Source organism: Saccharothrix coeruleofusca (assembly GCF_017876325.1).
GTDB classification, from domain to species: domain Bacteria; phylum Actinomycetota; class Actinomycetes; order Mycobacteriales; family Pseudonocardiaceae; genus Actinosynnema; species Actinosynnema coeruleofuscum.
Genome location: NZ_JAGINV010000001.1, coordinates 2,692,737 through 2,719,256, shown reverse-complemented (window position 1 = coordinate 2,719,256; position 26,520 = coordinate 2,692,737). Strand labels below are relative to the sequence as shown.

30 protein-coding genes are annotated in these 26,520 nt (G+C 74.9%); 14 read left to right on the top strand and 16 right to left on the bottom strand.

Annotated features, from left to right (window positions below):
- Nucleotides 1-50: 50 nt before the first annotated feature.
- The 5 genes from JOF41_RS12550 to JOF41_RS12530 all read right to left on the bottom strand — a co-directional run bounded on the left by JOF41_RS12550 (nt 51) and on the right by JOF41_RS12530 (nt 4,590).
- Nucleotides 51-1,262, bottom strand: a complete 1,212-nt coding sequence (locus tag JOF41_RS12550) for an acyl-CoA dehydrogenase family protein (RefSeq protein ID WP_209618884.1) — start codon at nt 1,260-1,262, stop codon at nt 51-53.
- A complete protein-coding gene (locus JOF41_RS12545; RefSeq protein WP_209618882.1) occupies nt 1,262-2,275 on the bottom strand; it encodes a phosphotransferase family protein in 1,014 nt (337 codons plus the stop codon). Before JOF41_RS12545 ends, JOF41_RS12550 begins: the two co-directional genes overlap by 1 nt.
- A complete protein-coding gene (locus tag JOF41_RS12540; protein ID WP_189223605.1) occupies nt 2,272-2,922 on the bottom strand; it encodes an HAD family hydrolase in 651 nt (216 codons plus the stop codon). Before JOF41_RS12540 ends, JOF41_RS12545 begins: the two co-directional genes overlap by 4 nt.
- Nucleotides 2,923-3,524: 602 nt before the next feature.
- Entirely contained in the window at nt 3,525-4,055 is a 531-nt protein-coding gene (locus JOF41_RS12535) for a DUF6886 family protein (RefSeq protein ID WP_189223606.1), read from the bottom strand.
- A gap of 97 nt (nt 4,056-4,152) precedes the next feature.
- A complete protein-coding gene (locus JOF41_RS12530; protein WP_189223607.1) occupies nt 4,153-4,590 on the bottom strand; it encodes an Hsp20/alpha crystallin family protein in 438 nt (145 codons plus the stop codon).
- Nucleotides 4,591-4,701: 111 nt separating this feature from the next.
- Here JOF41_RS12530 and JOF41_RS12525 point away from each other — a divergent pair, with 111 nt between their 5' ends.
- Nucleotides 4,702-5,259, top strand: coding sequence for a hypothetical protein (locus JOF41_RS12525; RefSeq protein WP_189223608.1), 558 nt, complete (start codon nt 4,702-4,704; stop codon nt 5,257-5,259).
- A 17-nt stretch (nt 5,260-5,276) separates the two neighbouring features.
- Here the strand turns inward: JOF41_RS12525 and JOF41_RS12520 are convergent, their stop codons facing one another.
- From JOF41_RS12520 to JOF41_RS12510, 3 genes are all read right to left on the bottom strand, one after another.
- The gene (locus JOF41_RS12520; protein WP_189223609.1) at nt 5,277-5,996 is read right to left on the bottom strand and encodes an ETX/MTX2 family pore-forming toxin; all 720 of its coding nucleotides are present in this window, start codon (nt 5,994-5,996) and stop codon (nt 5,277-5,279) included.
- A gap of 127 nt (nt 5,997-6,123) precedes the next feature.
- On the bottom strand, nt 6,124-7,032 hold the full coding sequence (locus tag JOF41_RS12515) for a S66 peptidase family protein (RefSeq protein ID WP_307867396.1): 909 nt from the start codon (nt 7,030-7,032) through the stop codon (nt 6,124-6,126).
- On the bottom strand, nt 7,029-8,939 hold the full coding sequence (locus tag JOF41_RS12510; protein WP_209618870.1) for a dipeptidyl-peptidase 5: 1,911 nt from the start codon (nt 8,937-8,939) through the stop codon (nt 7,029-7,031). The genes JOF41_RS12515 and JOF41_RS12510 overlap by 4 nt, the downstream gene beginning before the upstream one ends.
- 114 nt (nt 8,940-9,053) lie before the next feature.
- Between JOF41_RS12510 and JOF41_RS12505 the strand changes: the two genes are divergently transcribed.
- The 8 genes from JOF41_RS12505 (at nt 9,054) to JOF41_RS36980 (ending at nt 15,997) form a co-directional block, all read left to right on the top strand.
- Nucleotides 9,054-9,620 carry a DUF3090 domain-containing protein gene (locus JOF41_RS12505; protein ID WP_209618867.1) on the top strand — a complete coding sequence of 189 codons (567 nt, stop codon included), beginning with the start codon at nt 9,054-9,056 and terminating at the stop codon, nt 9,618-9,620.
- An 8-nt stretch (nt 9,621-9,628) separates the two neighbouring features.
- Entirely contained in the window at nt 9,629-10,435 is an 807-nt protein-coding gene (locus JOF41_RS12500) for an SCO1664 family protein (protein WP_209618863.1), read from the top strand.
- An 18-nt stretch (nt 10,436-10,453) separates the two neighbouring features.
- On the top strand, nt 10,454-10,927 hold the full coding sequence (locus JOF41_RS12495) for a GNAT family N-acetyltransferase (RefSeq protein ID WP_209618860.1): 474 nt from the start codon (nt 10,454-10,456) through the stop codon (nt 10,925-10,927).
- A gap of 15 nt (nt 10,928-10,942) precedes the next feature.
- The gene (locus JOF41_RS12490; RefSeq protein WP_209618857.1) at nt 10,943-11,710 is read left to right on the top strand and encodes an aminoglycoside phosphotransferase family protein; all 768 of its coding nucleotides are present in this window, start codon (nt 10,943-10,945) and stop codon (nt 11,708-11,710) included.
- Between the two features lie 120 nt (nt 11,711-11,830).
- Entirely contained in the window at nt 11,831-12,649 is an 819-nt protein-coding gene (locus tag JOF41_RS12485; protein ID WP_209618855.1) for a DUF3097 domain-containing protein, read from the top strand.
- 40 nt (nt 12,650-12,689) lie between these two features.
- Entirely contained in the window at nt 12,690-13,115 is a 426-nt protein-coding gene (locus tag JOF41_RS12480; RefSeq protein ID WP_307867395.1) for an NfeD family protein, read from the top strand.
- A 15-nt stretch (nt 13,116-13,130) separates the two neighbouring features.
- Nucleotides 13,131-14,357, top strand: a complete 1,227-nt coding sequence (locus JOF41_RS12475) for an SPFH domain-containing protein (protein WP_244989574.1) — start codon at nt 13,131-13,133, stop codon at nt 14,355-14,357.
- Between the two features lie 347 nt (nt 14,358-14,704).
- Nucleotides 14,705-15,997, top strand: coding sequence for a GNAT family N-acetyltransferase (locus JOF41_RS36980; RefSeq protein ID WP_307867394.1), 1,293 nt, complete (start codon nt 14,705-14,707; stop codon nt 15,995-15,997).
- A gap of 34 nt (nt 15,998-16,031) precedes the next feature.
- On the opposite strand, the gene JOF41_RS12465 is transcribed toward JOF41_RS36980, so the two are convergent.
- Nucleotides 16,032-17,348: a PepSY-associated TM helix domain-containing protein gene (locus tag JOF41_RS12465; protein WP_209618853.1), complete on the bottom strand. Its 1,317-nt coding sequence runs from the start codon at nt 17,346-17,348 to the stop codon at nt 16,032-16,034.
- Nucleotides 17,349-17,419: 71 nt separating this feature from the next.
- Entirely contained in the window at nt 17,420-17,941 is a 522-nt protein-coding gene (locus JOF41_RS12460) for a hypothetical protein (protein WP_209618850.1), read from the bottom strand.
- Between the two features lie 130 nt (nt 17,942-18,071).
- Here JOF41_RS12460 and JOF41_RS12455 point away from each other — a divergent pair, with 130 nt between their 5' ends.
- Nucleotides 18,072-18,701: a superoxide dismutase gene (locus tag JOF41_RS12455; RefSeq protein WP_189223615.1), complete on the top strand. Its 630-nt coding sequence runs from the start codon at nt 18,072-18,074 to the stop codon at nt 18,699-18,701.
- 115 nt (nt 18,702-18,816) lie between these two features.
- On the opposite strand, the gene JOF41_RS12450 is transcribed toward JOF41_RS12455, so the two are convergent.
- The 3 genes from JOF41_RS12450 to JOF41_RS12440 form a co-directional block, all read right to left on the bottom strand.
- A complete protein-coding gene (locus JOF41_RS12450) occupies nt 18,817-19,656 on the bottom strand; it encodes a Rossmann-fold NAD(P)-binding domain-containing protein (protein ID WP_209618845.1) in 840 nt (279 codons plus the stop codon).
- Nucleotides 19,653-20,081, bottom strand: coding sequence for a nuclear transport factor 2 family protein (locus JOF41_RS12445; protein WP_189223617.1), 429 nt, complete (start codon nt 20,079-20,081; stop codon nt 19,653-19,655). Before JOF41_RS12445 ends, JOF41_RS12450 begins: the two co-directional genes overlap by 4 nt.
- Nucleotides 20,082-20,209: 128 nt before the next feature.
- Nucleotides 20,210-21,352, bottom strand: coding sequence for an FAD-dependent monooxygenase (locus tag JOF41_RS12440; RefSeq protein WP_209618842.1), 1,143 nt, complete (start codon nt 21,350-21,352; stop codon nt 20,210-20,212).
- Nucleotides 21,353-21,516: 164 nt separating this feature from the next.
- Here JOF41_RS12440 and JOF41_RS12435 point away from each other — a divergent pair, with 164 nt between their 5' ends.
- A complete protein-coding gene (locus JOF41_RS12435) occupies nt 21,517-21,840 on the top strand; it encodes an ArsR/SmtB family transcription factor (RefSeq protein ID WP_189223619.1) in 324 nt (107 codons plus the stop codon).
- A gap of 48 nt (nt 21,841-21,888) precedes the next feature.
- On the opposite strand, the gene JOF41_RS12430 is transcribed toward JOF41_RS12435, so the two are convergent.
- A complete protein-coding gene (locus JOF41_RS12430) occupies nt 21,889-23,262 on the bottom strand; it encodes an amidase family protein (protein ID WP_209618839.1) in 1,374 nt (457 codons plus the stop codon).
- A gap of 33 nt (nt 23,263-23,295) precedes the next feature.
- Here JOF41_RS12430 and JOF41_RS12425 point away from each other — a divergent pair, with 33 nt between their 5' ends.
- Nucleotides 23,296-24,237, top strand: coding sequence for a pentapeptide repeat-containing protein (locus JOF41_RS12425; RefSeq protein ID WP_209618836.1), 942 nt, complete (start codon nt 23,296-23,298; stop codon nt 24,235-24,237).
- On the opposite strand, the gene JOF41_RS12420 is transcribed toward JOF41_RS12425, so the two are convergent.
- Nucleotides 24,227-24,745, bottom strand: coding sequence for a CGNR zinc finger domain-containing protein (locus JOF41_RS12420; protein WP_209618833.1), 519 nt, complete (start codon nt 24,743-24,745; stop codon nt 24,227-24,229). The two genes, JOF41_RS12425 and JOF41_RS12420, sit on opposite strands and share 11 nt — an antisense overlap.
- 26 nt (nt 24,746-24,771) lie before the next feature.
- Between JOF41_RS12420 and JOF41_RS12415 the strand changes: the two genes are divergently transcribed.
- Nucleotides 24,772-24,936 (top strand): hypothetical protein, encoded by a 165-nt coding sequence (locus JOF41_RS12415; RefSeq protein ID WP_189223623.1) that lies wholly within the window; start codon nt 24,772-24,774, stop codon nt 24,934-24,936.
- A gap of 12 nt (nt 24,937-24,948) precedes the next feature.
- A complete protein-coding gene (locus JOF41_RS12410) occupies nt 24,949-25,680 on the top strand; it encodes a TetR family transcriptional regulator (protein WP_209618829.1) in 732 nt (243 codons plus the stop codon).
- On the opposite strand, the gene JOF41_RS12405 is transcribed toward JOF41_RS12410, so the two are convergent.
- A complete protein-coding gene (locus JOF41_RS12405) occupies nt 25,561-26,481 on the bottom strand; it encodes a ferredoxin family protein (RefSeq protein WP_307867393.1) in 921 nt (306 codons plus the stop codon). The genes JOF41_RS12410 and JOF41_RS12405 overlap by 120 nt on opposite strands.
- Nucleotides 26,482-26,520 lie beyond the last annotated feature (39 nt).

Here is a 26,520-nt window from a genome sequence, read left to right as displayed (position 1 = left end):
GCGCGGCGGCACCGCCTGGGACCGGGGGCGTGGGCGGCGCCGCACCCTCGTCACAGGTACTTCTTCAGCTCCCGCTTGGCCAGCGACATGCGGTGGACCTCGTCGGGGCCGTCGGCCAGCCGCAGGGTGCGGGCCGCGGCCCACAGCTGGGCCAGCGGGAAGTCCTGGCTGACCCCGCCCGCGCCGTGCGCCTGGATGGCCTTGTCCAGCACCCACTCGGCCATCAGCGGGGTGGCGATCTTGATCGCCTGGATCTCGGTGTGCGCGCCCTTGTTGCCCACGGTGTCCATCAGCCACGCGGTCTTGAGCACCAGCAGCCGGGCCTGCTCGATGCGCACCCGGGACTCGGCGATCCACTCCTGCACCACGCCCTGGCGGGCCACCGGCTTGCCGAAGGCCACCCGCCCGATCGCGCGGCGGCACATCAGCTCCAGCGCCCGCTCGGCCATGCCGATCAGCCGCATGCAGTGGTGGATGCGTCCCGGCCCCAGCCGGGCCTGGGCGATGGCGAAGCCCTCGCCCTCGCCCGCGATGAGGTTGTCCGCGGGCACCCGCACGTCGTCGAAGACGATCTCGGCGTGCCCGCCGTGGTCCGCGTCGGTGTAGCCGAACACGTGCATCCCGCGCTTGACGTGCACACCGGGGGTGTCGCGGGGGACCAGGACCATCGACTGCTGGCGGTGCCGCTCGGCCTGCGGGTCGGTCTTGCCCATCACGATCAGGATCTCGCAGTGGGGTGCCATCGCGCCGGAGGACCACCACTTGCGGCCGTTGATGACGTAGTGGTCGCCGTCGCGCTCGATGCGGGTGGCGATGTTGGTGGCGTCGGAGGAGGCCACGTCCGGTTCGGTCATGCAGAACGCGGAGCGGATCTCGCCCGCCAGCAGCGGCTGGAGCCACTGCTGCTTCTGCCGCTGGGTGCCGAACATCGCCAGCACCTCCATGTTGCCGGTGTCCGGCGCGGCGCAGTTGAGCGCTTCGGGGGCCAGGTGCGGGCTGCGGCCGGTGATCTCGGCCAGCGGCGCGTACTGCAGGTTGGTCAGCCCGGCCCCGTGCTCGGCGTCGGGCAGGAACAGGTTCCACAGCCCCTGGCGGCGCGCCCGGGCCTTGAGCTCCTCCAGCACCGGGGGGCGCGCCCACGGGTCGGTGGCGGTGGCCAGCTGCTCGTGGGCCACCGCCTCGGCCGGGTAGACGAACTCGTCCATGAACGCCAGCAGCCGCTGCCGCAGCTCCTCGGTCCTGGCGTCGTACGCGAAGTCCATCAGTGCTCCCCTGCTGTCTGGGCGAGACCGCGCCGGACCAGCGGCAGGGTCATCGCGCCGATGGTGTCGAAGCCCGCGCCCACGGTCTTGCCGGAGGTGAAGCGGTAGTGGATGCCCTCGATGATCACGGCGAGCTTGAAGTAGCCGAAGGCGGTGTACCAGCCCAGGCCGGTGACGTCGGCGCCGCTGCGCAGGGCGTAGCGCTGGACCAGCCGCTCGGTGTCGGCGAAGCCGGGCAGCGACGGGACGGTGCCGGTGATCGGGTCGTCCTCGGCGCCGCCGAGGCCGCTCCAGTACACACACAGCAGCCCCAGGTCTGCCAGCGGGTCGCCCAGGGTGGCCATCTCCCAGTCCAGCACCGCGCTGATCCCCAGCGGGTCGGCGGTGACCAGCACGTTGTCCAGCCGGTAGTCGCCGTGCACGATGGTGGCGCGGCGGGGGGAGGGCACGCTGCCCGCCAGCCGGTCGCGCAGCTCGTCGATGCCGGGCAGCTCGCGGCTGCGCGAAGCCTCAAGCTGCTTGCCCCACCGGGCGACCTGGCGCCGCAGGAACCCGTCGGGGCGGCCGAAGTCGCCGAGGCCGACCTGGGCCGGGTCGACCGCGTGCAGGTCGACCAGCACGTCGACCAGCCGGTCGGACAGCGCCGCGGCCTTGTCCGGGGTCAGCCACGGGCACTGGTCGCGGTGCCGCAGCGCCTGGCCGGGCATCTCCCGCATCAGGTAGAACGGCGCGCCGAGCACCTCGGGGTCCTCGCACAGCAGCTCCACGCCCGGCACCGGCACCGCGGTGCCCGCCAGCGCGGAGATCACCCGGTACTCGCGGGACATGTCGTGCGCGGTGGCCAGCACGTGGCCCAGCGGCGGGCGGCGCAGCACCCAGCGGTGTCGCCCGTCGGTGACCCGGTAGGTCAGGTTGGAGCGGCCGCCGGGGATCAGCTCGCCGGTCAGCGGGCCGGTGCCCAGGTGCGCGGCCAGCCGGTCGAGGTCCAGACCGGGCAGCTCGGTGCCGCTCACGCGGCGGCCCCCAGCAGTTCGGCGATCACCGCGCGGGTGCTCTCGGCGTCGGTGTGCCGGTGGGCGTGCAGGCCCACCGCCCTGGCGCCCTCGACGTTGGCGGGCGCGTCGTCGAAGAAGGCGCACCGGTGGGCGGGCAGGCCGAGGCGCTGCAGGGTGTGCTCGAAGATGCGCGGGTCCGGTTTGCGCAGCCCGACGCGCCCGCTGATGACGACCACGTCGAACAGCTCCAGCAGCAGGGTCTCGGGGTAGCCCTCGCCCCAGCTGTTGGACAGCAGCGCCGTGGTCACCCCGTCGGCGCGCAGCCCGCGCACCAGCTCGACCATGGCGGGGTCGGGGTGGGCGCTGCCGAACATCCGGCGCAGCAGGCCCTTGGCGGCGACCTCGCGGCCGTCGAGGGTGACCAGCTCGGCGGCCAGCAGCGCCTCGAACTCGGCCACGGTCAGCTCGCCGGTCTCCAGCCGGAGCACGGGGCTGTCCGGCATCGCCTCGCGTCCCATCCAAGCGCGCATGGTGCTCCGGTAGCGGTCGCGGTCGATGCCCTCCGCGCCCAGCCAGTCCTCGATGAACTGCGGCACCGAGACGGTGAGCACGCCGCCCCAGTCCAGCACCACGGCGTCGATCCGACGCTGTCTCGCATTGGCCACGCGGCGAGGGTACCGACCGGTCGGTATGTCAGCAAGCGGTTCTTTTCAAAAACGTGAACACGTTGTTCGCGTCTGACTTCTCGCAATTTCGCGGAAATCCGGGCGCATTCTCCGGAACCGTCCCGCCGATCGGGTCCGTCGAACAGCGCGGAGGGGTCGTGCCGATTCTGGTCACCGGTGCCACGGGCACCGTCGACAGCAGCGTCGTGCGCCTACTGCTCCACCTGGTGCACAACCATCCCGGCCGGGACGACGACGATCCGCCGGAGGCCCGGCACCGGGTGTTCCAGCGCGCCATCGAATCCTCGGAACGGACTGGACGCACGTGTTTCCCGGCGAATTCATGGCCAACACCAGGGAATGGGCGCCGTCGATCCGGGCCGAGGCGGTGGTGCGGGCCCCGTTCGGCGACTGGCTCAGCGCCATGGTGCACGAGGACGACGGGCCGCGATGACGCGGTGCGGCGGCTGATCGGCGAGGTGGTCGGCAGGCCGGTGCGGGGCACTGGCGGGAGCTCTACTCGCCGCAGGTGGTCGAGTGGTTCCCGGAGAGGGGCGAGCACCCGGAGGGCGACGCCCGGGTCTCGCCCGACGTCGCCGAGGTCACCCCGGCTCGGGCCTGCTGACCGCGTTGCGCAGCCGGATGCCGCTGAACCCCAGCGTGGAGGCGGTGACGCGGTCCCAGAACGGCCACAGCGAGGTGGTCAGCCGCAGCTCGACGCCCGCTTGCCCGTGCAACCGCACCAGGTCGCCGACCGGCTGCGGCGGGCCCAGCGGCACCACCGGACCGGTGGCCACGTGGGCGTGCGGAGGGTCGCCGATCGGCCGGAACGCCGAGGCGTCGAACCGGTAGGCGTAGAGCCTGGCGGACAGCAGCGCGGGCAGCCACCGGTACTCCACGACGTGCACGCGACCCGCGCCCAACCAAGCCCGGTCCGCCTCGGTGGTGGTCGGCTCGACCCAGGCCATCGCCCGCGGGCACTGGCGGGGGAACCAGTAGTCGGGAGCGCGTGCGCCGTCAACCGCCCACACGTAGGCGCCGGGGACCTTGGCGGTGGCGGCCACGTGCGGGACGAAGCGGGTGATCGTGGAATCCTCGGAGAAGTGCAGCACTTCTCCCGCGGCCGGTCGCATGGTGGCAGTCTGGCGGGAACCCGGCCCGCCGAGGACCGGATTCCCGCCGGACGCGTGATGGACCGCGGGGTGCGCGCGCGGTGGTGTCGGCCGCGCGTCAGGCGTTGATCTCCTTGCGGCCGGTGTCGCTGCCGCCGATGGCGATCTTGCGCGGCTTGGCCTTCTCGGCGATCGGGATGCGCAGGGTCAGCACGCCCGCGTCGTAGTCGGCCTTGATGTGGTCGGTGTCCAGCGTGTCGCCCAGGAACAACTGCCGGGAGAACACGCCCAGCGGGCGCTCGGAGACCTGCATCTCGACGTTGTCGCCGGAGTGGGCGGGACGGCGCTCGGCCTTGACCGTCAGCACGTTGCGCTCCACGTCGAGCTCGATGGCGTCCGTGGCGACACCGGGCAGGTCGAACTCCACGACGAACTCGTCCCCGACGCGGTAGGCGTCCATCGGCATGGCCGTGGGGCGGGACCAGGTGCCCGGTCCGGTGAACAGCTGCTGGGTCAGCCTGTCCAGCTCACGGAACGGGTCGGTGCGCATCAACATGGGAAGACACCTCCTGTGTGGCTGTTCTCTGGACAGTCAATGCGCTGTGCCACCACAGTAGCGCGTCGTCACTTCGTTGACAACCCCTTTTGTCGTCCATACGATGACCACATGGCCATCGAGGACTACGAAGCCGTCCGGGCGGCCGCCGCCGCGGGCGAGGACCTCACCGCCGAGCAGGTGCTGTCGGCCCTGGTCCTGCTGCGCAGGCTGCGCGAGGAGCTGGCCGGGTGGGAGCCGCAGCTGATCGCCGCCGCGCGCGAGCTGGGCACCAGCTGGGCGGAGCTGGCCCCGGCGCTGGGCGTGGCCAGCCGCCAGGCCGCCGAGCGCCGCTACCTGCGGCTGCGTCCGTCGGAGCTGGGCTCCACCGCCGAGCAGCGGGTCCGCGCCGAGCGCGACCGCCGGGCGGGCGAGCGGGCGGTGGCGCAGTGGGCGCGGGAGAACGCGGCGTCGCTGCGCGGACTGGCGGGCCAGGTCGGGCGGGTGGACGTGGTCGTGCGGCAGGCGCTGGCGCACGACGACACCGCCGCGCTGCTGGAGCCGCTGGTCAACGCGCTGGGCCGGGTGCGGGACGCGGACCCGGCGCTGGCCGAGGAGATCCAGGCGATCAGCGAGCGCAGCGAGGAGGTGCGCCGCGACACGCTGTCGCTGCGCGACAGGAGCAGCTGACCGGCGCGGCGCCGGGTTCAGCGGGTCAGGGCTGTCGACCGCTCGGGCTCGACGGGGAAGAGCTGCCGGGTGGACCCGTCGACCAGGTTGCGGGTGTGCACGCGGTAACCGGTGGCGACGGCACCGGTGAAACGGCCACCGGTGGTGCACTGGAAGGCGGCCGGGTCCGGGACGCGGTAGCCCTTCTCGATCATCTCCGCGACCTCGCCGAAGCAGCGCTTCCAGCTGCCGCCGTCGGCCCACCGGATGTCCAGGAACCCCCGGACCTGCAGCACCGCGGTGAAGGGGGTGCTGATCCTGCCTTCCAGCACGGAGAAGGTGGTCTGCACGCGGCAGCGCGCGGGCACCGGGATCTGCGCGCGGTAGCGCCAGTGCCGGGTCACCGCGGTGGTCTGGGGCCGGGTGGAGGTCAGGTCCAGCTCGGCGCGGACCCCGTCGTCGTCGACGAGCGGCACCGGAACCTCGAACGTCGTGCCGACCCGCAGCGCCTCCGACAGCGTCCAGCCGAAGGTGTCGGTGGTGGTCTCGTCCACCGCGAAAGTCCGCGTGCGGGTGTTGTCGGTGTCGTTGGTGAAGACCGACTGCCGCACCACCACGGCGCGCTGGTCCTCGACGTCCAGGGTGGTGTAGCGCAGGGCGGCCAGGCCCAGGGTGACGTCGAACCTGTCGAACCGGAAGTCCTGCTCCGGGATCTCGCCCCGGATCTGCTGCCTGATCACCTCGACGGGATCGCGCATGGGTGGTTCCTCTCGACGCTGGGCGGGCCCTCCGCTGGACACGCCCGCTCCAGCGTCCGCCCCAGGGAGGGCGTGTCCAGCGCGAAGTGCGCCGTCCGGGCGACGGTCACCCACCACCGCGGGGTCGTCACCGCGCCACGGTGAGCAGGCCCGCGTCGGCGTCCAGGACCGCGGTGACCCCCAGCGGCACGGTGCGCTGCCCGGCGCAGTGGCCGAACCCGACCGAGCCCAGCACCGGCACGCCCAGCCCGCCCAACCGGTCCACCAGCACCGCCTCGACCTCGGCGGGCTCGCCGCAGTCGACCCACGAGCCCAGCGCGACGCCCGCGACCCGGTCGAACCAGCCCTGGCGCAGCAGCCCGGTCAGCAGGTGGTCGAGCCGGTAGGGCTCCTCGTGGACGTCCTCCAGCAGCGCGATCGCCCCCTCGGGCGGGGTGGTGCCACCCAGCAGGCTGACCGTGCCGCCCACGGCGGTGCCGGTGGCGCGACCGGGCACCACGGGCACCCCCGGCAAGCTTCCGGAGGAATCCCCGGACAAGCCCTCGACGCCGGAGAACAGGGCGTGGCGCAGGTGCTCGCGCGCGGTGGCGTCCTCGACGAACGCGGCCGTGGCGACCATCGGCCCGAACCAGGTGGGCACCCCCAGCCGCCACAGCCTGCCGTGCAGGGTGGTGGTGTCGCTGGAGCCCGCGAAGACCTTGGGCCCGGCCGCGGCCACCGCCGCCCAGTCCACCAGGTCGACCACGCGCTCGCTGCCGTAGCCGCCGCGCGCGCACAGCACCGCCCGCACCGACGGGTCGCACCAGGCCGCGGTGAAGTCGGCGGCCCGGTCGGCGTCGGCGCCCGCCAGGTAGGGCAGCACCGGGTGTCGATCGCGGGCGTGCGCGGTGAGCACCACCTCCAGCCCCCACGAGCGCAGCAGCCCCAGGCCGCGGTCGAGCAGCTCGGGCGGGCAGGGGCCCGCCGGGCTGACCACCGCCACCCGGTCACCGGGCCGCAGCGGCGGGATCACCCCCGCGACCGGTGGCGTGGTCACCGGCGCAGCTCCAGCACCGGCACGCCGAGCGGGGTGAAGCCGAAGACCTGGCCGTAGAAGGACAGCTCGGCCTGCAGCGCGGCGACGATGGTCTCGGCCCGGCGGAAGCCGTGCTGCTCACCCGCGAAGGTCAGGTAGGCGTGCGCGATGCCGGTGCCCGCCAGCGCGGCGGCGAACCGGTCGGCCTGCTCCGGCGGGCAGATCTCGTCCTCCAGGCCCTGCAGCAGCAGCACCGGCCCGGCCAGCCGGTCCACCCGGTTGACCGGTGAGCGCTCGGCGTAGCGGTCGGCGGCCTGCGGCAGCGGCCCGACCAGGCCCTCCACGTAGCAGGACTCGAAGTCGTGGGTCTCGCCGCCCTGACGGGTCCACCCGGCCAGGTCCAGGATCGGGAAGGCCACCATGCCGCAGCGGTAGGTCTTGACCGAGGTCAGCGACGCCGCCGCGGTCCAGCCGCCCGCGCTGCCGCCGCGGATGCCCAGCCGGGCGCGGTCGGCGGTGCCCTCGTCGGCCAGCGCCCGCGCCACCGCGGCGCAGTCGTTGACGTCGACCACGCCCCACTGGCCGCGCAGCCGCTCCCGGAAGGCCCGCCCGTAGCCGGTGGAGCCGCCGTAGTTGACCGCCACCACGCCGATGCCCCGGCTGGTGAAGTAGGCCAGCTCCAGGTCCAGCACGGGCGAGAACCGGCCGGTCGGGCCGCCGTGGACGTGCACCACGTACGGCGGCAGCTCGCCCTCGGGGGCGGCGAAATCGGGGTTGTGCGGCGGGTAGAGGTAGGCGGGCACCTCCCCGTCGGGGCCCTGGAAGACCCGCTCCACCGGGGTGGGCAGGTACTCGGCGTGCGCGACCTCGGAGGGCGTGAACCGGGTCAGCTCGCCGGTGGCCAGGTCCAGCGACACCACCGCGGTCTCCGCGCGCGGCCCGGCCGCGGCGCCGACCAGCATCCCGTCGTGGGCGGCCAGCTGCGCGCTCCACCAGGGCAGGTCCACCTCCACGTCGGTGACCGTGCCGGTGCGCTCGTCGAGCACGGCCAGCGCCCCGGAGCGCAGCACCGCGTACCGACCGGGCGCGACCGGGGCGAACCAGCGCTGGCCCAGCCGCCACATCGGCCCGCCCAGCTCCTCCCGGCACGGCGCCAGGTTGACCGCGGCACCGTCGAGGCTGATCCGGTGCAGGTTCCACCAGCCGTCGGGGTCGGTCAGCGCCAGCAGCGCGTCGCCCTCCCACTCGACCTGGCAGACCGCCTCGGTCGGGCCGCCCGCCAGGACGCGGTGCCGGTCGGAGCCGACCTCGGCCACGCACAGCTCCGTGCCGTCCCACGGCATCCGGGGGTGGTCCCAGCCGATCCAGGCGAAGTGGCGGCCGTCGGGGCTGAGCCGGGGGCCGGTCATGAAGTGGTGGCTGGCGGCGAGCACCCGCGCCGGGGAGCCGTCCAGCGGCACGGCCACCAGCTCGCGCCGCACGTCGGTGCGCGCGTCGCCGGTCACCGTCTCCCGCACGCACCACACCTCCGTGCCGCCGGGCCCGGCGGTCAGGTCGGCGTAGCGGTAGCCGTGGCGGCGCTCGGGCTCGGGGGTGATGGGCACCGGGTCGGGGTCGGCGGGGTCGAACAGGTAGATCCGCTGGTCGTCCCAGTGGGTGAAGGCCACCCGGTCGCCCTCGGGGGTCTCCAGCACCGCCCAGGGCCTGCCGCCGTACTCGTGGACCCGGTTGCGGAGGTTCCACGGCGGGGGCAGCAGGTCCCGCCCGTCGCGCACCAGCGCCACCCGGCCGCCCTCGGCGGGCCGTCCCTCGGCCCACCAGAGCCTGCCCCGGTGCAGGTCGACCCACTGGGGGCCGCCGCCCGCCGCCGCGACATCGGCGGCCTGGACGGGCGATGTCCACGTTCCGTACGGCGCGATCTTCACCACGCGGCGACTGTATAGGGGTCGCGGGTGCGTCGGGGCACCCGAGCGCGGCTCGCGGGGCGAAAGCCGGGGGGAGGGCTGCCGGTCACCGGCCGGTGGCCTAGGGTCGTTGTCGTCATGGCACGCGTCATCCACGTATTCCGCCAGCCCGACCGGTTCGTCGCCGGCACCGTCGGGCAGCCCGGCGAGCGCACGTTCTACCTGCAGGCCTCCGAGGAGAGCAGGCTGGTCAGCGTCGCGCTGGAGAAGCAACAGGTCGCCGTACTCGCCGAGCGCATCGGCTCACTGCTGGAGGAGGTGCACCGGCGGTTCGGCGCGGAGGTCCCTGCGGAGGTCCCCGACGACCTCCGGGACACCGAACCGCTGGTGGTGCCGGTCGAGGAGGAGTTCAAGGTCGGCACGATGGGCCTGGGCTGGGACGCCGAGTCCCGCGCCGTGGTCATCGAACTGCTCGCGATCACCGAGGAGGAGGTCGACGAGGCGGTGGTGCTCGACGACACCGAGGAGGGGCCCGACGCGGTGCGGGTGTTCCTCAGCCCGGCCGAGGCGCGGGCGTTCGCCGAGCGCGCCGACCGGGTGGTGCGCGCGGGCCGCAAGCCGTGCCCGCTGTGCTCGGAGCCGCTGGACCCGGAGGGCCACATCTGCCCGAGGCAGAACGGCTACCGGCGTTCGGACGAGGGCTGAGCGCAGCCGTGGGTCCCGGCGACGACGGCGTGCTCGACCTGCTCGCCCGCGGCCGCTTGGAGGTCGAGGGCAGGCTGGTCGACGCCTCCAACGCCACCCTGTTCTGCGCCATCACCCTGGACGGGGTCTCCGCGCACTGCGTGTACAAGCCGGTGCGCGGCGAGCGCCCGCTGTGGGACTTCCCCGACGGCACGCTGGCGGGCCGCGAGGTGGCCACCTACCTGGTGTCGGAGGCCGCCGGGCTGGGTCTGGTGCCGCCCACGGTGCTGCGGCCCGGCCCGTTCGGCGAGGGCATGGTGCAGCTGTGGGTGGACACCCGCGAGGACGAGGACCTGGTCGACATCGTGCCGGTGGAGCAGGTGCCGCCGGGGTGGCGCTCGGTGCTGCGCGCCCACGACCGGTTCGGTGAGCCCGCGCTGCTGGTGCACGCCGACCACCCGCGGATGGCGCTGATGGCGGCGTTCGACGCGGTGGTCAACAACGCCGACCGCAAGGGCGGTCACGTGCTGCACGCGGGCGACGGCGCGGTCTACGGCGTGGACCACGGCATCTGCCTGCACACCGACGACAAGCTGCGCACCGTGCTGTGGGGGTGGCTGGGCGAGCCGCTGCCCGCGCCCGCGGTGGAGGCGCTGCGACGGCTGCGCGCCGAGCTGGGCGGGGACCTGGACGGGCCGCTGGGGCGGCGGCTGCACGAGCACCTGACCCGCGCCGAGGTGCGCGCGCTGGCCGAGCGCACCGACAAGCTGCTGGCGGCCGGGGTGTACCCGGAGCCCTCCGCGGACTGGCCCGCCATCCCCTGGCCCGCGTTCTGAGCTGGTGTACTGGGCGCCGTGAACGCTCTGGTGCTGCGCGAGGTCACCGAGTCCGACGTGCTGACCTTCTTCGAGCACCAGCGCGATCCCGACGCCCGCAGGCTGGCCGCGTTCACCTCCGGTGACGCCGAGGACCGGGCCGGGTTCCTGGTGCGGTGGGCGCGCATCCTGGCCGACGACACCATCCTGGTGCGCACGGTGGAGTTCGACGGCGAGGTGGTGGGGCACCTGCTGTGCTCGGCGGAGTTCGGCGAGCCGGAGGTCCGCTGCTGGATGGCCACCGAGCACTGGGGGCGGGGCCTGGCCACCGCGGCGCTGGAGCGGTTCCTGCCACTGGTGCCCACCCGGCCGTTGTACGCGCGCGCCGCGGTGGACAACGTGGGCGCGTTGCGGGTGCTGGACAAGTGCGGGTTCGTGGCGGTCGGGGAGGACTCGGGCTTCGCCGAGGCGCGCGGCGAGGTGGTCGAGGAGTTCATCCTGCGACTGGATTGAGATGGGGGGTCGTCGATGAGCGAGCGGTTGCTGTCCCGGTTCGGGCCGGGGGTGCGGGCGTGGCTGGAGGCGCTGCCGGACCTGGTGGACGCCCTGGCTCGGCGCTGGGGGCTGGAGGTGGTGCGGCCGATGTCGGGCGGCACCTCCCACACGCTGCTGTGCACGCGGGAGGGCACGACCGTGGTGCTCAAGCTGACACCGGACACGACGATCGCCGCCGAGGAGCACGCCGCGCTGCGGGCCTGGGAGCCCTCGCCGCGGGTGGTGCGGGTGCTGGAGGCCGACGTGCCCGCCGGGGCGCTGCTGCTGGAGGGACTGGTGCCGGGGACCCAGGTGGGCTCCTCGGGCGGTGTCGTGGCGGTGCCGGTGCGGCGGTTGGCCGACCTGCTGCGCGAGCTGCACACGCCGCCGCCACCGCCGGGGTTGCCCACGCTGGCCCAGCGGGTGGACTACATCTTCGACCTGTTCCGGCGGCGACGCCCGGAGCAGGACTACTCCGCCGCGCACGCCGCGGCCGCGGCGTTGGCGGGCGACCGCGTGCCCACCCGGCTGCTGCACGGCGACCTGCACCTGGGCAACGTGCTCGACGGCGGGGCGCGCGGGCTGGTGGTGATCGATCCCCGTCCGTGCGTGGGCGACCCGGCGGTGGACGCGGTGGACTTCGCCTACGCCGGACCGGACCTGCGAGCGCGGATCGAGGCGTTGTCGGCGGTGGTGGACGGCGACCGGCTGGCCGCCTGGTGTGCCGCCTTCGCCCCCTACTTCCCGTCCCAGCCGGCCTGACACACGCCCCCCGCACCCCCTGCGGGTAGTACTCACCGGCCCTCGCGGCGGCCTCGGGTGGTACTTGCCGACGCGCACCGCCTGCCGACCCCGTGGCTAGGCCGATGCGAGACTGAGGCCGTGCGATCACACGACTACGGCCGCGACGTGCTCTCGGGTGGCAAGCGGCGGACCGTGCCGGAGGTGGCGGCCGAGCCGGGGCTGGTGGTGGAGGACCCGGTGTCGGGGTTCTGCGGCGCGGTGGTGCGCTTCGAGCACGGCCAGGTGGTGCTGGAGGACCGGCACGGCCGCCACCGCCTGTTCCCGCTGCGCCCGGCGGCGTTCCTGCTCGACGGGCGGCCGGTGACGCTGGTGCGCCCGGCCCCCGCGGCGACCCGGCCCGCGCCCTCGCGCTCGGCGTCGGGGTCGGTGCGCGTGGAGGGCCTGCGGGCGCGCACCGCGCGCGACAGCCGCATCTGGGTGGAGGGTCTGCACGACGCGGAGCTGGTGGAGCGGGTGTGGGGCCACGACCTGCGCGTGGAGGGCGTGGTGGTGGAGCCCCTGGACGGGGTGGACGTGCTGGCACAGCGGGTCGCCGAGTTCGGCACGGGGCCGGGGCGGCGGCTGGGGGTGCTGGTGGACCACCTGGTGCCGGGCACCAAGGAGTCCCGCCTGGTGGCCGCCGTGCGTGACGAGAACGTGCTGGTCACCGGCCACCCCTACGTCGACGTGTGGCAGGCGGTCAAGCCCTCGTCGGTGGGCATCGCGGCCTGGCCGGAGGTGCCGCGGGGCGTGCCGTGGAAGGAAGGCGTGTGCGCGGCGCTGGGCTGGGGCGAGCCGCACGAGGGGTGGCGGCGGGTGCTGGCGGGGGTGCGCGGGTTCCGCGACCTGGAGACGCCGCTGATCGGCGCGGTGGAGCGGTTGATCGATTTCGTCACGGAACCGCCCGCGAGCGGGTGAAACCCGCACGGGTGATGCCGCGGGGTGTCAGGATGGCGGTGTGGCCGCGGTGATCTGGTTGGTCCTCGGTGTGCTCCTGGTGGCCGCCGAGGTGCTGTCGGGCGATTTCGTGCTGGTCATGCTCGGTGTGGCGGCGCTGGGGGCGGCGGGGGCCTCGGCGCTGGGCGCGGACGCGCTGGTCGGCTCGGCGGTCTTCGCCCTGGTCTCGCTGGGCCTGCTGGTGGGGGCGCGACCCGCGCTGCGACGGCGGATGACGCGCGGGCTGGACCACCGCTCCGGGGTGGAGGCGCTGGTGGGCGGCACCGCGGTGGTGGTGGCCAGGGTCGACGGCCACGGCGGGCGGGTGCGCATCGGCGGCGAGGTGTGGTCGGCCAGGTCCATCGACGGCAGGGTCGTCGAGCCGGGCGAGGAAGTGACCGTTGTCGAGATCTCGGGCGCGACCGCCGTGGTGCTGTCCGGGTCCTGAGTGGAGGCTGCAGAGTTGACCACGACACTGGTAGTGGCGGCGGTGCTCGCGCTGTTCGCGCTGATCGTGCTGTTCAAGTCGGTGCTGGTGATTCCCCAGGCCACGGCCGCGGTGATCGAGCGGCTCGGCCGCTACCGCACCACCGCCGCGCCGGGGCTGAACATCCTGGTGCCCTTCTTCGACCGGGTGCGGGCGCGCATCGACCTGCGCGAGCAGGTGGTGTCGTTCCCGCCGCAGCCGGTGATCACCCAGGACAACCTCACCGTCTCGATCGACACGGTCGTGTACTTCCAGGTGACCGATCCGCGCGCGGCGGTCTACGAGATCTCCAACTACATCGTCGGTGTGGAGCAGTTGACCACCACGACGCTGCGCAACCTGGTGGGCGGGATGAGCCTGGAGGAGACGCTGACCTCCCGCGACCAGATCAACAACCAGTTGCGCGGGGTGCTGGACGAGGCGACCGGCCGGTGGGGCATCCGGGTGGCGCGGGTGGAGCTCAAGGCGATCGACCCGCCGCCGTCGATCCAGGACTCGATGGAGAAGCAGATGCGCGCCGACCGGGAGAAGCGCGCGATGATCCTGACCGCGGAGGGCCAGCGGGAGTCGGCGATCAAGACCGCGGAGGGGCAGAAGCAGAGCCAGATCCTGGCCGCGGAGGGCGCCAAGCAGGCGGCGATCCTGGCGGCGGAGGCCGAGCGGCAGTCGCGCATCCTCAAGGCGCAGGGCGAGCGGGCGGCCCGCTACCTGCAGGCCCAGGGCCAGGCCAAGGCGATCGAGAAGGTGTTCGCGGCGATCAAGGCGGGCAGGCCGACCCCGGAGGTGCTGGCCTACCAGTACCTGCAGACGCTGCCGCAGATGGCGCAGGGCGACGCGAACAAGGTGTGGCTGGTGCCCAGCGACTACGGCAAGGCGCTGGAGGGGTTCGCGCGGATGCTGGGCGCGCCGGGCGAGGACGGGGTGTTCCGCTACGAGCCGCCCGCCGAGCAGCCGCCCGCCTCGTCGCCGGAGGAGGACGACCCGGCGGTGGCGTCGTGGTTCGACACCGCGCCGGACCCGGCGGTGGCCGAGGCGGTGCGCGCGGCGGAGGCGGTGGCGCGGCAGGAGGTGCCGGGGCCGCTGGAGTCGGCGCGGGCGGCGTCGCTGGAGGCGCCCACCGCGTCCCCGGCGGCGGGACTGGCGGTGCCCCAGGACGCGCCTGGTGAGGTGTCGCAGGAGGCGCCCCGACCGCCGAGGCAGTGAGCCGGGTCCGACGGGAGGGGTGGCGGCCGGTCATGGCCGCCACCCCTCCCGTGTGAACACCCCGTCCGCTGGGACGGTCGTCGGCATTTGATCACCACAGTTGGTCACTGTCGGTGATTACGGTTGGATGTTCCCGTGACGGTGTTAGCCGATCGGGTTGTCGACGTGCTGGCTCGGGAGCTGCCGTGGGCGCGGCGCTGGGACGAGCTGTCGGCGGTCGTGGCGGAGCTGTCGCAGGTGGTGCGGCGGGGTCCGGGGGCTCGGGTGCAGGCCGAGCGGGTGGCCGAGGCGCTGCTGGCCGGGTCGATCCCCGGCACCGGGCGGCCTTCGCCGAACTGGTGGACCGGGTGCTGGACCTGCACGCGGTGGCCTGCCAGAGCGATCCGCCGCCGCCCGAGACGCTGGCGGACTGGCTGCTGCGGTTGCAGACCGCCTTCCCCGAGCCGCCGGAGGTGCGGCTGGCCCCGTACGCGGCGGCGCTGGGCGAGCGGGGGCTGGCCCGCTACCGGGCCGAGGCGGTGGCGCGGTTCGAGCGGCTGCCGGTGGTCGGGTTCGGCGGCACCGGGCACTACGACCGGGCGCGCTGGGCGCTGCTGCGGGTGGTGGAGGAGCTGGCCGAGCACACCGGGGACGTGGACCTGCAGGTGCTGCGGCTGAGCCGGGACCTGTCCTCGGGGTGGCACTACCTGCAGGTGGCCACGGTGCTGCGGGAGGCGGGCCGCCCCGCGCAGGCGCTGGAGTGGGTGCGCCGGGGGTTGGCGGCCACCGGCGGCCGGGGCGCGGCGGGGCGGCTGGCGGACCTGGGCGTCGACGAGTGCCTGCGCCACGGTGAGGTGGGGCAGGCGCTGGAGCTGTGCGGCGATCTGCTGCGGCTGCGGCCCTGCCCGGAGACCTACGGGCGGTTGCGCGCCCTGGCCGCGGCCACCGGGCAGTGGCCGCGGGTGCGGGAGCGGACCTGGGAGCACCTGGTGTCGGCGGCCTCGCCGCAGCAGATCGCCGAGCTGGTGGAGCTGGAGCTGCGCTCGACCCCGCCGCGGCAGGTGCTGGAGTGGGTGCGGGAGGCGGCGCGGCGCGCGGGGCGGCCGCAGGCGTGGGCCGGATGCCTGGACCTGCTGCTGGCGGCGGTGCCGCTGGAGGGGCCGCCGGAGGGGCCGCCGGAGAGGCCGGAGGTGCTGCTGGAGCCGCTGCGGGTGTCGCACGCCGAGGAGATGGTCCCGGTGCTGGCCGACGCGCGGTTGCACGCGTTCACCGGCGGCGCGCCGCCGACCGCGCAGGAGCTGCGCCGCCGCTACGCCGCGCAGGTCGCGGGCCCGGTGGGCCAGGCCGGGCGGTGGTGGCTGAACTGGGTGGTGCGCCGTGGTGACGACGGCCGGGCGGCGGGCTTCGTGCAGGCCACGGTGGCGGAGGCGGACGAGGGGCTGCGCGCGGAGGTGGCGTGGGTGGTCGGGGTCGAGCACCAGGGCCGGGGCGTGGCGCGGGCGGCGTCGCGGCTGATGGTGGACTGGCTGCGCGGGCGCGGTGTGGCGCGCGTGCTCGCCCACGTGCGCCACGGCCACGTCGCGTCGGAGGCGGTCGCGCGCTCGGTCGGGCTGGCGCCCACCGGGGTGGTCGTGGACGGCGAGCGGCGCTGGCAGGACTGATCCGGCCCGCGCCGCTCACCGTGCGCCAGCCGGATCAGCCGGTCAGCGCGGGCTCCTCCGGCTCCTCGGGCTGCTGCCCGCGGGTGCGGGTGCGGCGGGCGCCCAGCAGCAGGTCCACCGCGAGGAAGACCAGCAGGCTCACGCCGAACACGGGGGCGAACCAGCCCACCGCCGCGGCGAGCACGAGCACGACCGCCAGTTGGGCGCGGGGCAGCTTGCGCCACTGGCCGCGCGGCACGGGCCTGCCGAAGCCCCTGGTGGGCCTGCGCAGCCACCACATGCGGTAGCCGAGCACGACCAGCGTGACCAGCCCCAGGCCCAGCAGCACCAGCAGGACCTGGTTGAGCGGGCCGAACAGCGTGCCCATGTGGGCGTCGATGCCCCAGCGGGCGAGCTTGGCGACCAGCGGGTAGTCGGCGAAGTCGACCCGGTCGACCACCGCGAAGGTGGCCGGGTCCACGGCGACGGTGTCGACCTGGGTGGGCCAGCCCCGGCCGATCTCGGCGACCTTCCACACCTGGCCGGGTCCGGCGGGCAGGGAGACCTCGACCTCGCCACCGTCGATGCCCGCGGCGCGGGCCGAGGCCAGCACGCGGTCGACGTCCTCGGGGGAGGCCGCGACGGGGGCGGTGGCGGTGGTGTGCTCGGCGTGCCCGCCCGCGCTGTGCAGCGCGGGTGTGCTCCAGCCCAGCGCCTGGCGCAGGTCGGCGACGTTCTCGCCCGCGTAGGTCGACCAGGTCAGGCCGGTGGCCGACAGGAACAGCGCGCCCACCAGCACCCACAGGCCCAGCACGGCGTGCCTGCGGCGCACGGGCTTGTCGGCGGCCGCGCGCCTGCGGGTCAGCCACAGCGCCAGTCCGCCCAGCGCGACCAGCCACAGCCAGGAGGCGGCCAGTTCGCTGTAGAGGCGGCCGGGTTCGCCCAGCATCAGGTTGCGGTGCAGCTGGTCCAGCGTCGTGCGCAGCGGCAGCACGCCGCTGGTGCCGTAGGTGACCAGGTCGCCGACGACCCGACCGGTGGCGGGGTCGACGAAGGCGGTGCGGTGCTCGGACTCGCCCAGGTCGGGGTCGGCGAACAGCACGCGGGTGGTGGCGCCGGGTTCGGGGGCGGGCCGCACGGCGAGGACCTCGCCGCCGGGGTGGGCCGCCCGCGCGGCGTCGACCTGCTCGGCGAGGGTGAGCGAGGACTCGGCGGCGGGCGCGCGCAGCTGCTCGGCGTAGAGCCGGTCCTCCAGCTGCGGGGTCAGGGCGTAGAGCACGCCGGTGAGGGCGGCGACGAGCACGAAGGGGCCGACGAGGACCCCCGCGTAGAAGTGGAAGCGCAGCACGAGGCCGCGCCAGGGCTTGGTCATGGCCGAACTCCTGGACATCCGGGGACGACGGGGGACCGCCCGTGCGCCTGCGCGGGCGGGTGGGGGATCTCTCAGGAGTGGGCGGGCGGTCCGCGGCGGGGTGCGGCGCGGCGGCGCAGCACGTCGCGCACCGGCGGCAGCGGGTGGGCGGCGATGGGGATGCGCAGCGCCGCGGTGGCGGGCGGCGGGGCGAGTCTGCGGGGCAGTGCGGCGGCCAGTGCGGCGGCCAGTCGGAACACGGCGGTCTCCGCACCGGTGAGCACGGCGACGACCAGCAGGGTGGCGACCAGGTGGCCCAGCGCCATCGCGGGGGTGGGCACCAGCCGGTGCGGGTGCGACAGCAGCGACAGCGACAGGTGCGCGGTGAGCTGGACCAGGCCGACCACGGCCAGGATCGCGCCGGGTCCGCGCCTGCGGTCGGCGAAGGGCAGCGCCAGCCACGCCACGCCCGCGGTGAACACCACCACCTGCGGGGCCGGGGGAGGCTGCCCGGCCGCGCCGGTGTGCACCAGGGCGGCCAGCAGCCCGCTGGTGGCCCCGACCGCGCCGCAGCGCGCCGAGCGCAGCGGGCCGCGGGTCGGGGTGATCGCCACGGCCCGAGCGTAGGGGGCCCACGACCCCCTGTCACCGGTGCGACGCGACGGGTGACCCCTGAACACTATTGCCACTTACTTGCAACTGCTACTGTGCGGCGGCAGGACCGATGCGGTGCGAGGAGAGTCGATGAGCCAGTACGTGCTGCCGGATCTGCCCTACGACTACGCGGCGCTGGAGCCCGCGATCACCGGGGAGATCCTGGAGCTGCACCACAGCAAGCACCACGCCGCCTACGTCAAGGGCGCCAACGACACCCTGGAGCGGCTGGCCGAGACCAGGGAGAAGGGGGACTTCTCGGGCATCGTCGGCCTGGAGAAGACCTTCGCGTTCAACCTGTCCGGGCACGTGCTGCACACGATGTTCTGGGACAACCTGAGCCCCGACGGCGGCGACCGGCCCGACGGCGAACTGGCGGCGGCGATCGACGAGCACTTCGGCTCCTTCGACGCCTTCGCCAAGCAGCTCTCCGCCGCCACCACGCTGGTGCAGGGCTCGGGGTGGGGCGTGCTGGCGTGGGAGCCGCTGTCGCGGCGCCTGGTCGTGGAGCAGGTCTACGACCACCACGGCAACGTCGGCGTGAACACCACCCCGGTGCTGGTGTTCGACGCCTGGGAGCACGCCTACTACCTGCAGTACCGCAACGTCCGCCCGGACTACGTGCAGAAGCTGTGGTCGCTGGTGAACTGGGCCGACGTGACCCGGCGCTTCGACGCCGCCCGCGCGGGCGGCACCGGGCTGGTGGCGCCGGCGCGCTGACCTCCGCGCGTTGCCCCCGGGCGCCGACCTCGCGCGCCGGCTCCGGTCCGGGTGGCGGGTGCTCCGACAAGTGGCGCCACCCCGTCCCCGCGTCGGCGGGGACGGGGACGCGCGGTCAGGCGGCGAAGGCGTCGCGGTGGGCGGTGACGAACTCGCGCAGCGAGCGCGGCGGGCGGCCGGTGAGGTCGGCGACGGTGGTGGTGACGCGGTCCTCCGCGCCGTCGCGGATGGTCTCGTCCAGCGCGGCCAGCACGGCGGCGAAGGGCTCGGGCATCCCGTCGGCGACCAGCAGGGCGGTCAGTTCGCCCGCGCTGACCGACCGGTGCCGCACGGGGCGCCCGGTGACCTCGGTGATGGTCTCGGCGACCTCGGCGTAGTCCACCGCGCGGGGGCCGGTGATGACGTGGTCGGTGTCGTGGGACACCGGGTCCAGCAGCGCGCGCACCGCGACCGCGGCGATGTCGTCGGCGTCGACCAGCGCCACCCGGCCGGAGCCGGTGGCGGTGACGATCTCGCCGCGCTCGCGGATGCCCCGGGCCAGCACGTGCTCGCGGGTCAGGTTCTGCAGGAACCAGGAGGGCCGCAGCACCGCCCACTGCGGCACCAGGTCGCGCACGGCCCGCTGCAGCGCGCCCAGCCCTGGGGTGTCGGGGGCCACGGCCGAGGAGCTGAGCAGCACCACCCGTCGCACGCCCCGGTCGACCGCCCGCGTCAGGAACGGCTCGACCACGGGCAGCGGGTCGACCGCGCCCAGCGGCGGGATCAGGTAGACCCGGTCGACCTCCGCGGTCGCGGGGTCGTGGGTGGCCGGGTCGGCCCAGTCGAAGCGGACCTGGTCGGGCCGGTCCGGGCGCGGGTGGCGGGTGGCCACGCGCAGTCCGGCGCCGCGCTCGCGCAGCGCGGCGGCGACCCGGCTGCCGGTGGTGCCGGTGCCGCCGATGACCAGGGTGTTCACCGGGCGCCCGCGAAGGAGGAGGTCCCGCCCAGTGCCTCGGCGGCGGCCTGCGGGCTCCAGTAGTCGCGGTAGGAGGCGATCCGGCCGTCGCGGGCGGTGATCACGGCGACGTAGCGCATCCGGTAGGGCTTGCCGGTGCCCACCACGACACCCGCGATCTCGAGCTCGACCACGACGGTGTCCGGGTCGGTGGTGGTGTGGGTGGTGCGGGAGGTGATCTCGCGCGGGTCGACGGTGTCGTTGTAGTCGCGCAGGTACTCCCGCACCGCCTCGCGGCCCTCCAGGCGCTGGGGGGCGCCGGCGGGGGCGAAGGGGAACTCCAGGACCCCGTCGGCCGCCCACAGGTCGGCGAAGCCGGACATGTCGTGGGCGAGCACCAGTTCCAGGGCCTGGTCGACGAGTTCGTGGACGCTGCGGTGGGGCATCGGGCACTCCTGAATCGAACGGACGGGACGGTCCCGTCCGTTCAACTATACGACGGGACGGTACCGTTCCGTCCAGTGGGATGCCCGCCGCCCCGCCCCGGCCGGGATGAGCCCGTCGTTGAAGCGGCTCAAGCGGGTTCCGCGTGTTGTGCCTGCCGACCGCGTCCGAAGCCCGCGGCACGGGCGACGGCGTTGCGCACGGCGAGTCCGTGGCGTGTCCGTGGAACCATCAGCGAGGCGAGCAGGCCGACGCGCCGCTGGCGTTTCTCCACCTCCCGCCGGTGCTTGGCCTCGTAGACGCGGAAGGCGCGCGCGTGGTCGCCCGGATGAGCCGCGAGCGCCAGGGAGAGCGCATGTGCTCCGGCGATCGCCATGCTGGACCCGTCGCCGAGCAATGCCGTGGCGGAGGCCGCGTCACCGAGCAGGGCCACCCGGCCTCGGGACCACCTCGCCAGACGTACGTTGGTCAGCGGGTCGAAGTAGGGTGCCGGGTGCTCCCGGTAGGCGGCGATGAACTCCGGTGCCCGCCACCCCACGCCGGCGTAGGCCCGGGCCACCATCCGCTTGCGCAGGGCGACGTCGTGGCGGTCGTACCCGTGCGCGGGCGCCGCGCGGAACGTGAAGTTCACCAGCGGCGTGTCCCGCGACGGATGGAGTGCCAGCATCCGGCCGGGGGCACCCAGGACGGTCATTTCGCTCGGGTCGTCGATCGCGTCGGGCGCCAACGGCACCGTCGCCCCGTGCATGCCGAGGTCGGTCGTGAAGCCCCGTTCCGGGCCGAACACCAGTCCGCGCACCGCGGAGTGGATGCCGTCGGCGCCGATCACCAGGTCGAACCGGCGGGGTGCGGCACGGCGGAAGGTGACGTCGACGCCGGAATCGTCCTGCTCGATGGCGGTGACCGTGTCGTCGAAGACGAACTCGGCGTCATCGGCCGCTCTGCGGTTGAGCACCGCGGACAGATCCGACCGGGTGACCTCCAGCGCTCGCGACGGGTCCGGGTTCAGCGGAAACCGCGCGATCCGTCGGCCGCCGGCGTCCAGGAGCGATACGTGGGTGGCGCGTGTCCTGAGTTCGCGCAGCCGCGGCGAAATGCCCATCTCGTCCGCTACTGCGAGTGCCGGCCCCCTGAGGACCACCGCGCTGCCACCGGAGCGCAGTTCCCTCGACCGCTCGACGACCGTCGGCCGCCACCCGGAACGGGCGAGCCAATGAGCCAGCGCGGGGCCGGCGACGCCGGCGCCGACGATCAGCACACCAGGAGAAACCATGTCACGACCTCTGAATCCACGAGTGGGCATCCGGGGCCGTCGGCTTGCCGTCGCCCCGGACGTGTTCGCACGGGTCCACCCGTACTTAGGTACGAAAAATTTCGTACCTAAGTGGAGCACAAACCGAGGTACGATTCAAGTCGTACCTATGGGAGGGTGGCGTGATGCCGGAGACGAGTGCGGTGCCGGGAGACGAGCTCGACCTGGGCACCGTCCTGCGCGCCCTCGCCGACCCCCACAGGCGCGCCGTCGTGATCGAACTGGCCGCGGACCGGACCGACGGCGAGCGCGCCTGCCACTCCTTCAACCTCCCGGTGAGCAAGCAGACCCGGACCCACCACTTCCGGACGCTGTGCGACGCCGGCCTGCTCTGCGAGGTCGACTACGGCAACAAGAAGGGGGTCCGGCTGCGTCGAGCGGCGATCGACCGCCGGTTCCCCGGCCTGCTCGACCTGCTCGCCGCGGAGTTCACCAGGTCCGCCCGGTAGTTCCCGGACCGGTAGTTCCCGGACCGGTAGTTCCCAGACCGGTAGTTCTCAGAAGCCGGGCGGGCGGCGGTCGGCCCACGGGCGGGCGCGTTCCAGCTGGGCGGCCGCGGCCAGGACGGTGCGCTCGTCGCGCGCGCGCCCGACGAGCTGGACGGCCAGCGGCAGGCCCGCGCGGGTGTGCCCCGCGGGCACGGCGGCGGCGGGGTTGCCCGCGATGTTCCACAGGGGCAGGAAGGTGGTCATGCGGGCGGCGGAGAGCAGCGCGGTGACCGTGGGGCGGCCGGCCCACTGGCCCACCCGCAGCGGCGGGCGCGTCAGCACCGGGGTCAGCAGCAGGTCGTGCCGGTCGAAGACCCGGTTGGCGTGGCGGGTCAGCGGCTCGCCCTGGGCCAGGGCGGCGCGCACCGTGCGCGGCGGCAGGGCGCGGCCCAGCGCGGCGACCCGGCGGGTGGTGCGGTCCAGCCTGCGGGGGTGGGGCAGCTCGGCCACCCCGCGTGCGGCGATGTGCAGGTAGCGGGCGGCGAAGGCGGCCGATCCGGCGACGTCGCGCATCTCCGGGTCCAGTCGCACCACGTCGTGGCCGAGGTCGGCCAGCAGCCGGGCGGTGTCCAGGACGGCGTCGCGGACCTCCTCGGCGATGGGGATGCCCGGACCCCAGGTGCGCAGCGACACCGCCACGCGCAGGCGGGGCGGGTCGACCGCCGCCGCGGCGGCGAAGTCGGCTCCGGGGGCCAGCACGTCGGTCAGCAGGGCGGCGTCGCGGACGTGGCGGGTGATGGGCCCGGCCACGACCATGCCGGTCCAGGCCGCGCCGTCGTCGAGCGGGACGCGGTCGCGGTGCGGTTTGAGGCCGAACAGGCCGGTGCAGGCGGCCGGGATGCGGATCGACCCCGCCCCGTCGGTGCCCACGGCCGCACCCACCATGCCCGCCGCCACGGCGGCGGCCGAGCCGCCGCTGGAGCCGCCCGGCGAGTGCGCGGGCGACCAGGGGTTGCGGGTGGGCCCGGCCCAGCTGCTCTCGGTGTGCGGCCACAGGCCCAGCTCCGGCATCCGGGTGCGGCCCACCACGACCGCGCCCGCGCGGCGCAGCCTGGCCACCACCTCGGAGTCGGCGGGGGCGGGCCGGTCCACCGCGGCGGTGCCCTTGGTGGTGGGCAACCCGGCGATGGCCAGGTCCTCCTTGACCGCCACCGGCACGCCCAGCAGCGGGGCGTGCTCGCCGCGGGCCGCGCGGGCGTCGGCCCGCTCGGCCTCGGCCAGCGCGCCGTCCGCGAACACCAGGCGGAACGCGTTGAGCACCCGGTCGTGGCCGTCGATGCGGCGCAGGCACTCGGCGACCAGGTCACGACTGCTCAGCGCGCCCGCGCGGATGAGCTCCGCTTGCCGTGCGGCACCCGCGAAGCACGCCTCGGTCAGGTCCATGGCCGCACCCTACGGTCAACCGGGGCCGGTGTGGTGACGGAAGCGGCACGCGCGGTTCCCGGCGCCGACCCGGCCGGTGCGGGCATGATCGGGGACATGGTCCCGACGTGGCTGCAGTGGGTGTTCGTGGCGGTGGTGATCGGCGTCGTGGTCCACCGCCACCACCGGACCTCACGCGCGGAAACGCTGCTGGACGAGCACGCGCGCAGGCGCACCGCGCCCGCCGCCCCGGCCCCGGTGTCGCGGTGGCGGCAGGCCAACCGGCTGCTGCGCGCGGGCGAGCGGGCCGGGCTGGACCTGCTGGAGGAGATCGGCAGGCAGCAGCCGCGGCGGCGCCAGGACGTGGTCGACGCCTGGCTGGCGGTGCTGCGCGGCGGGGTGGAGCGGGGGCTGGACGCGCCGTGGCGGGGGCTGGTGCAGCAGCGGCTGCGCGCGCACCTGCGCCCCGGCGAGGACTTCTGGCCCGGCGTGGAGCTCAAGGCGGCCGGGGCGATCCTGGTGGACTGGGACCTGTCGGGCTGCCGGGTGGCCGCGGCCGACTTCACCGGGGCGGTGTTCCTGGGCGACGCCCGCTTCACCGCGGCGACGGTGACCGGCGCGGCCCGGTTCGACCAGGCGCGGTTCCTGCGGCACGCCCGGTTCGACGAGGCGCTGTTCGTCGGGCCGGTCTCCTTCGCGGACGCGGTGTTCACCGGCAACGCCGGGTTCGCCGGGGTGCGGGCGGCGCGCGAGGCGGTGCTGGACGGGGTGCGCGTCTCCGGTCGCGCGGACCTGCGGCGCGCGGAGTTCACCGGGCCCGCCTCGGTGCGCGGAGCCCGCTTCGGCGGGCGGGCGCTGTTCGGCGGGGCGGTGTTCCAGCACGACGCGGTGTTCTCCGGGTCGTGGTTCCGCGGCCGCACCGACGTGGGCTCGGCGCTGATCGGGGAGTCCGCGCGGTTCGACGGCGTGCGGTTCGGGCGGCGGGTCAACCGCTGAGCCCGCGCCTGCGGTGCTCGCGGACGTGCACCCGGTTGGCGCAGCGGGTGTCGCAGTAGCGGCGACGGCCGTTGCGGGAGGTGTCGACGAAGACCACGCCGCAACCCTCGCGGGCGCAGCGGCCCAACCGGTCGGGGTCCTGGCACACCGCGTGGGCCAGCCCGGCGGCGGTGAAGGCGCGCACCCGCTCGGGGGTGGGCGCCCGCTCCGGGGCGAAGTGCAGGTGGGGCGGGCGGTCGTCGTGGGTGGAGATGTAGGGCCTGCTGGCGCTGTCGACCAGCAGCGCGTTGACCAGCCCCACCCGCCGCTCGGGCCGGGTGAACACCTCCTCCAGGCGGCGGGCCCAGGCCATCAGCCCGGCGGCCTGGTCGTCGGTGAGCGTGCCCACCGGCTGGTAGCCCTGCGCGTGCAGCAGCCGCTCCAGGTCGCGGGCGCTCGTGCCGGGGGAGGCGTTGACCAGTGCGGCGGCCAGCTCGGCCGCCGCACCGCCGTAAGGGTTGAAATGCACTGAACCATGACACCACGCTGGGGTGCGTGACCACCACGTGCCCCAGCTGCGGCTGGCCCGCCGACGACCCCGCCTACCCCGTCTCCACCCACGGTCGCGTGCGCTACGTGCGCTGCGTGTGCGGGATCTGGCTGGTCCTGCGGGACGGCAGGCTGCTGGCCACGGCCGGACGGCCCGCCCGGCTCCGCTAGTGTCCCCTCCCCGTGACGAGCCGTCGGGAACTGCTGTGCGACACCGCCATCTCCGTGCTGGCCGCCGAGGGCGGGCGAGGGCTGACGCACCGCGCGGTGGACCGGGCGGCGGGAGTGCCCGAGGGGACCACGAAGAACTACTTCCCCAGCCGCGACGCGCTGCTGCGCGCCGCGGCGCAGCGGATGACCGAACTGCACGCCGCCGCCGTGGCCCGGCTGCGCGCCACCACCCCCGCGGGCATCTCCGCCACCCAGGTCAGCGAGCTGTACCCGGCGCTGCTGCGACGCGCGGTGGCCGAGGACCCGACCCAGTTCCTGGCGATGGTGGAGCTGTACCTGGAGGCGGTGCGCAGACCGGGCGTGCGCGAGGCGCTGGGCCGGATGGTGGTGGCCAACGCCGAGGCAGGCGCGCGCCTGCACCGCGCGGCCGGGCTGCCCAGCGGCGTGCGCGACGCCGGCCTGCTCGACGCCTACTTCCTCGGGGTGGCCGTGTCGCTGCTGGCACTGCCCGCCGAGGCGCTGCGCGCGGTGGGCCTGGACGACCCCTACGCGCTGGGCCTGGGCCTGTTCCACGCCGCCGTGCCCTCCTCGCAACCCACCCCACGCCCCTCCGCGGGGCCTACCTCAGCGCCGTCCCCCCTGCCGCCCTCGCGCAACGCCCGCCAGCCGCTGGACCTCGACGACGACCAGGACGACGGGCACGGAGGGGGCCGCGCCGCAGCTGGCGGGGCGTGCGGGCGGTAGGTCGCGACGCAGGCAGCGCACCCGCCAGACGCGGCCGTCGACGTGCCGGACGTACCCGCCCGCGGCGGTGAGCACGTCACGGGTCTCCCCGGTCTGCTCCCGCACGGCCAGCTCGGCGACCTGGTCGACCGGCAGGTAGGCCGAGCGGCCCCGGCAGCGCTCGACCACCACGCGCCCCTCGGCGGCACGGCGCAGCAGGTGCTCGCCGAAGACCGGGTCCAGACGCGCGTAGTGGTAGCCGGTGGGCAGCAGCACCCCGGTCGGGGCGAAGCGGTGCCCACTGGTGTGACTGCACTCCCACACCGCCTCCGGGTGGGCGGCGGCCAACCCCGCCATCGCGGGACGCCCGCGCAGCGCGCAACAGGCGTCACGCCGACCGTGAGTGCACACCAGCAGCAGCGGACCCGACACCGGACGCCCCAGACCGGTGGGACGAGCACCACCCAGAGCGGCGAAGTCCAGCTCCAGCAGCTGCTCGGGCGCGACCAGGTCGACCCGCTCCAACCACGACCCGCCGGGAGTGCCCGCCGCCAGGTAGGCGCGACGGACCGGGGACGTCCCGCGGCGGTCGTCGGCGTGACGGCCGGGACGGCGGATCAGCAGCACACGCGCACCCACCGCCCCTGCCCGCCGCTGCAGCTCGACGCCCAACCTCGGGTCGAGGCGGCTGCCGGTGAGCGCCTCGCGCCCCCACGCACCGGGCTGCTCCAGGCAGATCCACCCGGCGGCGGTCGGCGCGGTCCCCGCCTGCGGCTCGCCGCAGGACTGCGACAGCGCGGCGCAGCGGACATCTCCGGTCACCACCACGGGGTGCCCCCATTCCTCCCTTCGAGTGGTCCC